Raw genomic sequence first — 12550 nt, forward strand, 5'->3', positions numbered from 1 at the left:
CGATAAACTATATCTTAATTAATATCCAAAATGTTTTATGTACGTATCTAAGTCTTTATCTCCCCTGCCTGATATGCAAATAACTATATTATCATCGTTCTTAAACTGCATTTTTTCCAGCTGGGCCAATGCATGTGAACTTTCTATTGCGGGGATAATACCCTCTAACTGGCAACAAAGTAAGCCCGCCTGCAAAGCCTCCTCGTCTGTTGCACTAACATATTGTGCCCTATCCGCTTTAAACAGGTGAGCATGTTGCGGGCCTATGCCAGGATAATCAAGACCGGCCGAGATAGAATATGGCTCTATCACCTGTCCGTCTTCGGTTTGCATTAATATGGTACGCATACCGTGCAGCACGCCGTCTTTACCCAGCGCTGTGGTTGCTGCCGAGTGCCCGCTGTTTATGCCTTGCCCTGCGGCTTCAACTGCGATAAGTTTTACTTCCTCATCATCTAAAAAATGATAAAACATACCTATAGCATTGCTACCTCCACCAACGCAGGCAAGCACATATTCAGGTAACTCCCTGCCGGTTTGCTCAAGCAGTTGCTTTTTTGTTTCATAAGATATGATAGACTGAAACCTGGCCACCATCTCGGGGTATGGGTATGGGCCCACAACAGAGCCGATGATATAATGCGTATCTTCTGGATTGCCTATCCAATCGCGCAACGCCTCGTTAGTGGCATCTTTAAGCGTTTTGCTCCCTGATGTGGCGGGCACTACCCTGGCACCCAGCATTTTCATACGCGATACGTTTGGCGCCTGCCGGGCCATATCTATCTCGCCCATATATACTACGCACTCCAATCCTTTTAAAGCACACACTGTGGCAGTTGCCACGCCATGCTGGCCTGCCCCGGTTTCTGCAATAATGCGTTTTTTGCCAAGCCGTTCGGCCAATAAAATTTGCCCTATAGCATTATTTATTTTGTGCGAACCGGTATGGTTCAAATCTTCCCGTTTAAAAAATATATTGGCACCATATTTTTCAGAGTATCGTTTGGCATGATAAAGCGGCGAAGGCCTTCCCACGTAGTCTTTTAGCAGTTGATCAAACTCGGCTTTAAAATCATTATCTTCAAGCACCTGCAAATATTGTTTTCTTAAGGCCTCTACATTCGGATACAGCATTTCAGGGATATATGCTCCGCCAAAATCGCCGTAATAGCCGTGCTCATCAACTCCGTATTTCATGGTTGCAAATTACTTAATAGTTTTAAATGCCTGTTTTAACAAATCTACATTTTTTATGCCCGGCGATATTTCAAACCGGCTGTTCAAATCAACCCCGTATAACCGGGGATGTTTTATTTTTTTCACGTCCTCTATATTATCCGCACTTATCCCGCCGGATAGTAAGAACGGGACGTCTAACTTATATTTTTCCAGGATATCCCAGTTAAAGGTTTTGCCCGATCCGCCATGACTGGCAGTTTTTGTGTCAAACAGAAAATAATCGACGTTACCTGCGTATGGAAGCAACACGTCAAAATTAAAATCTTCATCAACACCAAATGCCTTAAATACGGTTACAGTCCCTTTAAATTGTGCGCAAAGTTCCGGCGTTTCGCTGCCATGCAATTGAATAGCTTTAAAACCATAATGTGCAATAGCCCGGGTTATTTGCTCGGCAGGCTCATTTACAAAAACACCTGTTTTAATGATGTTTGAATCAATAGCCTGCAATTCATTAACCGCCAGGCCGCCAATAAATCGCGGCGAGGGAGCATAGCAAATAAACCCCAGGTAGTCTGGCGATAACCCGGCTACTGCTTTTATATTTGCCGGTTCGGTCATGCCGCAAACTTTAATTATCATGCGGCAGAAACTTCTAACAGTATTTTAAAGCTTTGCTGCGCCTTTTTACCCGTTAGCGAGCGCTCAGCCTCGTAGTAACTGTCAGCAAAGGTTTTACCCGGCGTGATAGTTTTAATGGCGAGCGCCGCGTTGCATAATACTACGTTGTTTTGCGCATCAGCCCCTTCGCCGTTAAGCACTTTTGTAAAAATTGCCGCCGACTCGTCTACAGTTTCGCCACCTGTTATCTCACTTTCATTAAGCGGCGTAAAGCCAAGTGCTTCAATGCTATTAATCCTTTCACCGTCGGCCGAAAAAGTTTTAAAATCCCCCGTAAGTGAAACTTCGTCATATCCGTCAAGCGCATGCACAATGGTATAATTAACCTCCGACTTTTGGTACAGATAGGCATACACGCGCGCCAGCTCAAGATTAAATACGCCTGCCAATTGATTTTGCGGCTTTGCCGGATTTACCAACGGTCCAAGCATATTAAAAAAGGTTTTAACCCCAAGCTCGCGTCGGATAGGTGCTACGGTTTTCATGGCCGGATGAAAAAGCGGCGCATGCAAAAAGCAGATATTCGCTCTGTCTACGCTACGTTTTAACCTATCTATGTCATCCGTAAACCGGTAACCCAGGTGTTCCATCACGTTAGATGAGCCGCACCCCGACGACACGCCATAGTTGCCGTGCTTGGCTACTTTGTATCCTGCCCCTGCGACTACAAAAGATGCCAGTGTTGATATGTTGAATGTATCTTTACCATCGCCACCGGTGCCGCAAAGATCAATCAGGCTGTCAGCCTCTAAATTAAGCGGCAAACATAGTTCCAGCATAGCATCGCGAAATCCTTCCAGTTCAGTTACGGTAATGCTCCGCATGCAATATGCTGTCATAAAAGCCGCCATCTGCGATGGATTGTATTTACCCTGCGCTATATCGGTCAGTATTTCTTTTGACTGCTCACGCGTAAAAGTTTTATGCTCAAATAAATGGTTAAGTATCGCTTTCATAGCTTTGCCTCTTAAGGAACTCTTTTATTTTATTACCCGCCTATTAGCATTGCACTCTTAAGTGCGGGCACAAAAAAGGGCTGCCTTTTGGCAACCCTTTTGAATATTATTAAAAAACAAAAATGGAATTGCCCTACGATTACTCGTTAAGCCACCACCAGTTTTTGTTTGTTACGTTCATTTTCATTTGTGTCACAAATATGGAGATATTTTTCTTAAAAACAAGCAGAATGATAGATTTGAGTGGATTATTAACCAAAGCTAAACTATGCTTACACGCCGAAGATTTATTACCAACAGTGTAACAGCGGTCAGCGCTATTACCATATTACCTGCCATAAAAGTTTTTGGCAACGATTACCACGCAGGGCGCTTACCAGATGCCGGGAAACGCGTATTAAGGTTTGCTATAGCGTCTGATGCACACTACGGAGAACCGGGTACAAATTACAAATCCGATCTTAAAAATATGATAACATGGTTGAATAATGATCATAAAAGAAACCATCTCGACTTTGTTATCATTAACGGCGACCTGGTGCATGACCAGCCCCACCTGTTAGCGGAGGTTAAAGACCAATACCTTGATACTTTAAAAGCTCCTTTTTATGCTGTGCCCGGTAATCACGACCATGTTGATACTGCAATGTGGGAAAACATTTTTGGTTACAAGGATAACTTCACCATTGAACAAAATGGCATAGGGTTGGTATTGGGCAATACAACCAATATAAAGGGCAACATTATAGAACCGGATAACGCTTTTTTGAAAAAATCGCTTGATGCTTACGCTGCTAAAAAAGCAGTATTTATAGTGTTGCATATACCGCCGGTACGCTGGATGAAAAACGAATGGTATTTCTTTGATTTTCCAAAAACAATAGAATTAATTAATAGCTACCCTAACGTAAAAGCCGTCCTATGCGGACACGACCACTCACTTGACGGCAAACGTATGATTGGTAATGTTCCATGTTTTTTTGATTCGCACATAGGTGGCAGTTGGGGAACAGATTACAAAGGTTACAGGGTTGTTGAAGTGTTTGAAAGCAATGAAGTTTATACTTACCAGGTGAACGCCAGCCAAAACCCGCGGATAAACTCAAGCAAGCTGTAAAAATCATATTCAAGTAAACAATGGCTTTAAGGGTTTGTTCCCCATAAAAACAATAATACAATGGAACAAAAACCAACTGAATTCCCCGCCGAAAAGCAGGAACACCAACCCGGCAAAGAGAACTTAATGCATCCGCAGCCCGAGTATGTCAACAAAAACTATAAATCATCGGGCAAACTTGAGGGAAAGGTTGCGCTTATTACGGGTGGTGATAGCGGCATAGGCCGGGCAGTTAGTGTGCATTTTGCTAAAGAGGGTGCACACGTGGCCATTGTATACCTTGATGAAGATACTGATGCCCATAAAACTAAAGAACTTGTTGAACATGAAGGGCGTAACTGCCTGTTAATTAAAGGCGATGTGAAAAATAGCGACTTTTGTAAAAGTGCGGTTGAACAAACAGTAAATGAACTTGGAGGATTAAATATATTGGTAAATAACGCTGCTGTACATTATCCACAAGACGATTTTACCGCGATAACTGATGAGCAATTGGAAATTACTTTTAAAACCAACGTCCTTGCTTATTTTTATTTTGCCAAAGCTGCCCTTGAATATATGAATGAGGGCGACAGCATCATTAACACTACATCTGTCACTTCCTACCGCTCATCGCCGCACCTGATAGACTATTCAGCAACAAAGGGAGCAATAACTACCTTTACCCGGTCGCTTGCCACTAACCTCGCTAAAAAGAAAATACGAGTAAACGGCGTAGCGCCAGGCCCTGTTTGGACTCCGCTCATCGTATCAAGCTTCGATGAAGATCACATCTCAACCTTCGGGCAAAAAGTGCCAATGGGCCGCGCCGGTCAACCGTCAGAAATAGCGCCCGCGTATGTATTTCTGGCATCTGAAGATGCATCCTATATTACAGGTCAAATTATTCACGTAAACGGTGGCGAGGTTGTAAATGGATAACTGGTTAGTTCATTGCTTGAAAATTATCGCTATATAAAACAAGCTATAATATTATTACAGTCAGGTGTTGACTACTTGAAAAGTGTATCCCTTTCTTTTGAGATGACGTTGTACACCAGTTTGTCAACCCAGGCTGGTAAAAACTTATTCAGCAAAACAGTTAATTTACCCTGGCCGGTCATTACCAAAACACGGCGGCGGCTTTCTACACCGTCAGCTATTTGTTTGGCTACCTGTTCTGATGTCATCATTTTATGTTCATCAAGGTTGCTCTCACCCTGTTGCGCGCCCTCTTTATTCAGCGCCGTATTACGGATATTGGATGCCGTAAAACCTGGCATAGCCGTTAAAACATGTACCCCGGTATTTAAGTTCTCTATCCTTAATACCTCTAAAAACCCATTCATGGCAAATTTAGACGCGGAATAACCTGATCGACCCGGTAAACCCTTATAGCCTGCCACTGAGGAAACACCCACGATGCTGCCTTTGGTTTTTAAAATATAAGGCAATGCGTATTTGGTACAATAAACCATACCCCAAAAGTTAACGTCCATTATCGTTTTAAGTACGCTCAGTTCCACGTCCTTAAATAATGCCCGCATGCTGATACCTGCATTGTTTACCAAAACATCTACCTGGTTAAAGGTAAGTACAGCCTGTTTAATCAACTGTTCACAATCTGCCTCTACGGTAACGTCACACGCTACGGCCACAGCCCTTATACTATATTGTTTTTCAATTAATTGTGCTATCTCACATAAAGTGACGTACTGCCTTGCTGCCAGTACCAGGTTAGCGCCGCGCGCGGCAAATTCAAAGGCCAGGGCTTTACCTATACCTGATGACGCGCCTGTTATAATAATGGTTTTACCTTTCAACTTCATATTGCGGTGTATACATCTGCGGTAAGCCCTTTAAAGATATTTTGGGCATCTCGAACAGGTATTTTGCGACGAATATAAACATAGCGCCATAAAAGTACCTGATGTAACTCCAGCTAAATCTAGAAACTTGCTGCACGTTGAAGTTGATAATATACGTTTTGGGGAAATAGTAATTTTTAAAGCCTTCCATTTTTAAGCGAAAAGAAAGATCAATGTCATAACCATACATAAAAAACCGCTCGTCAAGCAGGCCGGTTTGATTTAATGCCGACCGGCGCAGCAACATCCCCGCACCGTTTAAAACATCAACCTCACACATCTCAAATTCTTCCGTCCAATCTTCATGTCGCCATTTGGTAAGATGTGATTTAGGGAAGTACTTTGCCAGGCCCGTCCATTTTAACAAAGTACACCATGCACTTGTAATCCCGAATTTTGATGAAGCGATAAAATGTCCCTGCGGACTTACCATACGTACACTGGCGCCGCCTGCAGCAGCATGATTATCCATAAAATTAATTAATTTTTGTATGGTATCTTTTTTGGTAATGGTATCCGGGTTGACCAGAAAAACATACTCCCCGCGCGACACTTTTATGGCCTGGTTGTACGCTTTTGCAATTCCTTCGTTTTTTTGGTTAAGTATAACGCGGATTCCAGGAAAATCAGCAGCCAGCATTTTCCGGGAGCGGTCGGTTGATGCGTTGTCAACCACAATCATCTCATAATCAATATTTTTACAAGCCTTAATTAAAGAACCTGCTGCTTGCTTTAACCACATACCCAAGTTGTGGTTAACCATAATAATCGACACCTTCATACCCTACCTGTTAAGTGAATTCTCATACGGAACACGCGTAGCGATAGAACGCCCAAGCGTTATTTCATCTACGTACTCCAATTCACCCCCAAAGGCTATGCCACGGGCTATGGTTGATATGGTTATGTTAAAATGTTTAATGCGTTTGTTGAGATAAAAAATGGTGGTATCGCCTTCCATAGTAGCACTTAGCGCGAAGATAATTTCCTTTATTTCACCGGTATTAAGCCGTTCAACCAATGTATCTACTTCAAGATCAGATGGGCCTATACCATCCATAGGCGAAATAAGCCCCCCAAGTACGTGATATACCCCATTATACTGGTTGGTGTTCTCAATAGCCATTACGTCGCGCGTATCTTCTACTACGCAAACCAGGCCCTTATCGCGTTTATGTGAAGCACATATTTCGCAAACAGGCTGATCAGAAATATTATGGCACGTATGGCAAAACTGTATCTCGTTGCGCAGTTTGCTTATGGTGTGGCTGAATTTTTCAACTTCGTACTTTTCCTGGTTAAGCAGGTGCAATACCAGGCGTAACGCCGTTTTCTGCCCTACTCCCGGGAGTTTGGCGAACTCCGCAACCGCATCCTCCAGCAACTTTGATGAAAAGTTCATTCTGCGAATTTACCACTTTAGTCGGAAAGTCGGGAAGTCCTAAACTCTTATTTCCCTAACGTACATGCCCGTGCAGCTCTGTCAAATAATATTTATGCTATTTTTATTTTGACAACCCCTGGTAAATTAATTCCTTTTCTCCCAAATCTTTCCGACTTTCGGTCTTCCGGGCCTTTCAGACTTCCGGACTTAAAATAACGATATGTCACCCGCAGTACTACTCACCTTTATCATTGGCTACTTTTTAGTATTGATAGGTATTTCATGGTTTACTTCACGCAAATCATCTGATAACGATACTTTTTTTGTAGCTAACCGCAATTCCAAGTGGTACCTGGTAGCTTTCGGCATGATAGGTACTGCGCTTAGCGGCGTCACTTTTATTTCAGTACCGGGTAAAGTCGGTTCGCCTGCCGGCGATGAGTTTTCCTATTTTCAGTTTGTATTGGGTAACGCGGTGGGTTTTATTATTATAGCTACGGTGCTGCTGCCTTTATATTACAGGTTAAAGCTTACATCGATATACAGTTACATTGAGGGCGCTTTAGGCACCTGGAGCTACAAAACCGCAGCGGGTATCTTCCTGATAAGCCGTACCATTGGTTCGGCGTTCCGCCTCTACTTAGTGGTAATTGTTTTACAGCGTTTTATATTTGACAGCTATGGCGTGCCGTTTGCCGCTACGGTATTAATATGCCTGGTGCTGATATGGTCGTACACATTTAAGGGCGGCCTTAAAACCATAATAATTACTGATAGTTTGCAAACCTTATTCCTGGTATCATCAGTGTTCCTGTCCATTTATTTTATTTGCGATAGCTTAGATATGAGCATCTTCCAGGCGGCTGAAGCTATTAAGGACAGCAGCTACTCTAAAATATTTTTCTTCGAGGATTTTGTAACCAGTCGCTTTCACTTCACCAAAGCATTCCTCGGCGGCTTGTTTATCACCGTAGCGATGACCGGACTGGACCAGGACCTGATGCAAAAAAACCTAAGCCTCAAAAACATACACGAGGCGCAAAAGAATATGTTAAGCTTTACGGCGATTTTTGTGGTTATTAATATTTTCTTCCTAAGCGTAGGCGCGCTCCTGTACATATATGCAACACGCAATGGCGTAACTGTTGAAAGAACCGATTACCTGTACCCTACTATCGCACTGAATTACCTGGGTATGGCACCGGCTATTGTGTTTATGCTCGGCCTCACCGCTGCCACCTTTGCCACTACCGATTCGGCATTAACAGCGCTTACCACTTCGTTTTGCGTGGATTTTTTAAACTTTAATAAGCGCGGAGATGTAAACAGCAAAAAGATGGTAAACTTACGCCACTATGTACACATAGCTTTTTCAGGCTTGATGTTTGTCACTATCATCATTTTTAATACTATTAATGATGATGCTGTAGTAAGCGCCATATTTAAGGTGGCATCATACACTTACGGGCCATTGGTGGGCTTATATTCTTTCGGCTTGTTTATGAGCAACAGGCAGGTTAATGATAAACTGGTACCATTTATTTGTTTGATTTCACCGGCTATCTGCTATTTCCTTAGCTCACATTCAGCCGATTGGCTTGGCGGCTATGTTTTTGACAACGAACTCATCATTGTAAACGGCCTCATTACCTTTATTGGCTTGCTTGTTACATCAACGCCTAAAACCAAAGTACCGGTGTTATAGTTTACATTAAACTTATGGAGAATATGACGGGCGACGAAAGAATCAGATCAGCATTTGATAACAAGAACTGGCACGAGATAAAAGTAACCGATTCCTGGCAGATATTTAAAATTATGGCTGAGTTTGTGGATGGCTTTGAGAAGCTTGCCCGCATAGGGCCATGCGTATCCATTTTCGGATCAGCCCGCACCAGTCCTGAGCATGATTACTATCAAATGGCGGTAGAGATAGCGCGGAGGCTTACCGAGCATGGGTATGGGGTTATATCAGGCGGTGGGCCCGGCATTATGGAGGCGGCCAACAAAGGGGCGCACGAGGCCGGCGGAAAGTCAGTAGGTCTGAATATTGAACTGCCGTTTGAACAATATCATAATAAATATATTGACCGGGATAAGCTGCTGGAATTCGACTACTTTTTTGTGCGCAAAGTAATGTTTATGAAATACTCACAAGGCTTTATCGTGCTCCCCGGTGGATTTGGCACCCTTGACGAAGCTTTTGAGGCCATTACGCTGATACAAACCGGCAAGATAGCCCGTTTTCCTATTGTATTTGTTGGCACTGATTATTGGAAAGACCTGTTTGACTGGGCCGAAAAAACGATGCTGAACAAAGAGAAGAATATCAGTCCGGAGGATTTGAAATTGTACAGGCTGGTTGACACTGCCGAAGAAGCCACCGCGCATATCTTTAAATTTTATGAAAAGTACATGCTGAAGCCAAATTTCTAGCAATGCTTAAATAACCTAACCAATTATCACAATATGAAAAAAGGAATTATAATTCTGGCTTCCCTTATAGGTTTGCTTTGCACCTGATGGGTGGTTGGCAGGGTAACACACGCTATTGATATTTACAATGTTCCGACGTCTGCCAACCAACCGGCGATACAACCCGGAACCCGCCTGATTGCTTCGAGTTTAAAGAGGCCTGTAACAGGTGCATTTATTGTGTTTAATCACCGGGAGCAAGGGGTAAACATATTTAGGTGCATCGGAAAGGAGAACGACATAATAGAAGTTAAAGATGCCACTGTATACCGAAACAATGTTAAAATAGGTGAACCCTATGTATGGAATGAGTACGTGATAAACAACTTACAACTTGGCGAAGTAGAGGGCTATTTTAAAAGTATGGGTATTGAAGTTCAGCCTATAGGCGCTGACAGTTTCAGCGTGACACTTAGCGAGAATCAACTAAAAGAATATCGTCTCTCATTGAAAAGGAGAATACTCCCCGGAACACCAAATGCACTTCATCTCGACTTTAAAAGTAGAGGATTTACACCGGATAATTTCGGCCCGGTTAAAGTGCCCGCCAAAAGCTATTTCTTACTGGGCGATAACCGGCACGATGCGATGGATTCGAGATATTTAGGATTTATAAACGAAAAGGACATAATCTCAACAGCAATTAGCCATTGATATATCTGCTTCCGTAGCAACCTTTAGGGCAGGTTTTTATTCTTAGCAAAGTTCGCCTGGATACATCGGAATCGGATTTAACTATATCTGAGTTAACGCCTTGCATATATTATGCATACGTTGATTATAAGCTAATATGGAATATTGTACTTTTACAGCCATGGAACAACTTACCTCTCAAAAACGTCCGGCGGCTTTGAGTTTTATATTCTTAACACTACTTATTGATGTAATAGGCTTGGGCATAATCATCCCTGTTTTTCCTAAGTTGATAGAAAAGCTGATAGACGGCGACTTGAGCGATGCCGCACTGTACGGCGGCTGGCTAACACTTGCGTATTCGGTGATGCAGTTTCTGTTTTCGCCGTTGGTGGGTAACCTTAGCGACAGGTTTGGCCGCAGGCCGGTACTACTGGCATCACTTGTAGGGTTTGGTATTGATTACCTGTTCCTCGCCTTTGCTCCTACTATCGGCTGGTTATTTTTGGGTCGCATTATCGCTGGCATAACCGGCGCCAGCTTTACTACGGCGTCAGCCTATATCGCAGATGTTAGTCCGCCCGAAAAACGCGCGCAAAACTTCGGCATGATAGGCGTAGCCTTTGGCGTTGGCTTTATCATCGGTCCGGTTTTAGGCGGCATATTAGGTAAGTATGATGTACAGTACCCTTTTTTCGCAGCCGCTGGTTTGGCCTTTGCCAACGCCCTGTATGGATTTTTTGTACTTCCGGAGTCGCTTGATGATGAGCATCGCCGGCCTTTTGAATGGACACGGGCAAATCCGATGGGTTCCTTAATGCAGTTGATAAAATACCCTGCTGTTATTGGCCTGGCGGCATCCCTGTTCCTGGTATACTTTGCCGGACAGGCCGTGCAAAGTGTGTGGACATTTTTTACCATGTATAAATTTAAGTGGAGCGAAGATGTTGTGGGATATTCGTTAGGCTTTGTAGGCTTGATGGTAGCTATTGTACAGGGTGGGTTGATACGCATCACCATACCAAAGCTGGGTTTGCAACGCAGTATATGGATAGGCCTGCTCCTGTATACTGTTGGTTTGGCCCTTTTTGGGGTGGCAACAGAGGGCTGGATGATGTTTGCTTTTTTAGTACCCTATGCACTTGGCGGTATAGCGGGCCCGGCATTGCAGGGTATAATGAGCAACGAAGTCCCCCCCAATGAACAAGGTGAACTGCAAGGGGGATTAACAAGCTTGATGAGCCTAAGCGCCATATTTGGCCCCTGGATAATGTCATACATCTTTTATTATTTTACCAAGCCGGGCGCGCCTGTACACATGCCCGGCGCACCCTTTTTTTTAGGCGCGGTGTTAATGCTGGCGAGTACTCTATTAGCTATACGTAGTTTTAAAAAGGTGCATGCCCCCCAGCCCGCTGAAGGGGGAGCTTTTGAAAAGCCTAAAGAATAGGCTGATCAATAGAAGATAATATAGAATGCTGAATATCCAATAATAAATGAAGTTTACCTGGATATGCGACATTTAAATTCAGCACTCGATATTATACTTATTAAAGAAACTTTGACACGCCCGAGGAAATAATAACCAATACTGAATATGAAGTTTACTTCGATATTCATCATTCAAAATTCAGTGTTTGATATTTATACTCTCCCTCTAGGGGGTTGGGGGGCATCCAGTCCGCTTACACCGCCGGATACGATGAATTTCATTACCTCTGCAGCGCTGCGGTTAATAGGTTTTATTTTATCCGCGGCAACTATGGCTACCTGGCCGGCAAACGAGTACGACAGCGGGAAATAAACAGCTACCTCCCCCGGCAGATCCAGGGCGGACATATCCTTTTTTACCAGGAAACCTATCTTTTTAAGGCCAAACTCATTTACTTCAACCAACACCGGCTCGCTGAATTTTTTCTCTTCACCCACAAAAGCTTCGGTAAGGTCCTTCACCGAAGAGTAAAGGAACTTGAATAACGGAAAGCGGTTTACCCAACGCTCAAACCAGCGCTTTATAGGGTCGGTAACAACATTGGTTACCAGTATGCCCGCAATCAGGATAATTACTATAACGTTAAGAATACCGAGTCCGGGAATATAAATCGGGTTCCCTTTAGCGTCGGTCCAGAATACGTCACTCAGGTTTAGTGCACTGTCCAGAGTCGATACAAACCAAAATAAAAGAAAAAAAACCGCGCCAATGGGTACTACAACCAGTAATCCTTTTACAAAATAATTAAGTAAGGCGGCGGCTATTCTCTTCATGGAATTATGA

At 43.4% G+C, this 12550-nt stretch carries 13 protein-coding genes; 6 read left to right on the forward strand and 7 right to left on the reverse strand.

The genetic code is table 11. From position 1 onward, the window contains the following. Positions 1 to 18: 18 nt before the first annotated feature. The 3 genes from trpB to trpD are packed head-to-tail and all read right to left on the reverse strand — an operon-like array spanning position 19 to position 2819. A complete protein-coding gene (gene trpB, locus DJ568_RS08105; RefSeq protein WP_114004767.1) occupies positions 19 to 1200 on the reverse strand; it encodes a tryptophan synthase subunit beta in 1182 nt (393 codons plus the stop codon). Positions 1201 to 1209: 9 nt separating this feature from the next. After that, complete coding sequence (locus tag DJ568_RS08110) at positions 1210 to 1824, reverse strand: phosphoribosylanthranilate isomerase (protein WP_114004768.1); 615 nt, start codon at positions 1822 to 1824, stop codon at positions 1210 to 1212. Continuing rightward, positions 1821 to 2819, reverse strand: coding sequence for an anthranilate phosphoribosyltransferase (trpD, locus tag DJ568_RS08115; protein ID WP_114004769.1), 999 nt, complete (start codon positions 2817 to 2819; stop codon positions 1821 to 1823). Before trpD ends, DJ568_RS08110 begins: the two co-directional genes overlap by 4 nt. A 268-nt stretch (positions 2820 to 3087) precedes the next feature. Between trpD and DJ568_RS08120 the strand changes: the two genes are divergently transcribed. Beyond that, entirely contained in the window at positions 3088 to 3936 is an 849-nt protein-coding gene (locus DJ568_RS08120) for a metallophosphoesterase family protein (RefSeq protein WP_114004770.1), read from the forward strand. A 60-nt stretch (positions 3937 to 3996) separates the two neighbouring features. After that, positions 3997 to 4857, forward strand: coding sequence for an SDR family oxidoreductase (locus tag DJ568_RS08125; protein WP_114004771.1), 861 nt, complete (start codon positions 3997 to 3999; stop codon positions 4855 to 4857). Between the two features lie 71 nt (positions 4858 to 4928). Here DJ568_RS08125 and DJ568_RS08130 read toward each other — a convergent pair whose 3' ends face one another. From DJ568_RS08130 to recR, 3 genes are read right to left on the reverse strand one after another with little or no spacing between them, the layout of a single operon-like run. Next, on the reverse strand, positions 4929 to 5744 hold the full coding sequence (locus tag DJ568_RS08130) for an SDR family oxidoreductase (RefSeq protein WP_114004772.1): 816 nt from the start codon (positions 5742 to 5744) through the stop codon (positions 4929 to 4931). Beyond that, the gene (locus DJ568_RS08135) at positions 5728 to 6564 is read right to left on the reverse strand and encodes a glycosyltransferase family 2 protein (RefSeq protein WP_114004773.1); all 837 of its coding nucleotides are present in this window, start codon (positions 6562 to 6564) and stop codon (positions 5728 to 5730) included. The genes DJ568_RS08130 and DJ568_RS08135 overlap by 17 nt, the downstream gene beginning before the upstream one ends. Before the next feature lie 3 nt (positions 6565 to 6567). After that, on the reverse strand, positions 6568 to 7185 hold the full coding sequence (gene recR / locus DJ568_RS08140; RefSeq protein ID WP_114004774.1) for a recombination mediator RecR: 618 nt from the start codon (positions 7183 to 7185) through the stop codon (positions 6568 to 6570). 202 nt (positions 7186 to 7387) lie between these two features. Here recR and DJ568_RS08145 point away from each other — a divergent pair, with 202 nt between their 5' ends. From DJ568_RS08145 to DJ568_RS08160, 4 genes are all read left to right on the forward strand, one after another. After that, positions 7388 to 8872, forward strand: coding sequence for a sodium:solute symporter (locus DJ568_RS08145; protein ID WP_114004775.1), 1485 nt, complete (start codon positions 7388 to 7390; stop codon positions 8870 to 8872). 23 nt (positions 8873 to 8895) lie between these two features. Beyond that, a complete protein-coding gene (locus DJ568_RS08150) occupies positions 8896 to 9603 on the forward strand; it encodes an LOG family protein (RefSeq protein ID WP_114004776.1) in 708 nt (235 codons plus the stop codon). A 90-nt stretch (positions 9604 to 9693) separates the two neighbouring features. Further along, a complete protein-coding gene (gene lepB, locus DJ568_RS08155; RefSeq protein ID WP_114004777.1) occupies positions 9694 to 10296 on the forward strand; it encodes a signal peptidase I in 603 nt (200 codons plus the stop codon). A 160-nt stretch (positions 10297 to 10456) separates the two neighbouring features. Further along, the gene (locus tag DJ568_RS08160; RefSeq protein ID WP_114004778.1) at positions 10457 to 11725 is read left to right on the forward strand and encodes a TCR/Tet family MFS transporter; all 1269 of its coding nucleotides are present in this window, start codon (positions 10457 to 10459) and stop codon (positions 11723 to 11725) included. Between the two features lie 194 nt (positions 11726 to 11919). Here the strand turns inward: DJ568_RS08160 and DJ568_RS08165 are convergent, their stop codons facing one another. Further along, a complete protein-coding gene (locus tag DJ568_RS08165; RefSeq protein ID WP_114004779.1) occupies positions 11920 to 12540 on the reverse strand; it encodes a DUF502 domain-containing protein in 621 nt (206 codons plus the stop codon). Positions 12541 to 12550 lie beyond the last annotated feature (10 nt).

It is taken from the genome of Mucilaginibacter hurinus, from assembly GCF_003324525.1.
In the GTDB taxonomy this organism is placed as follows: Bacteria; Bacteroidota; Bacteroidia; order Sphingobacteriales; family Sphingobacteriaceae; genus Mucilaginibacter; species Mucilaginibacter hurinus.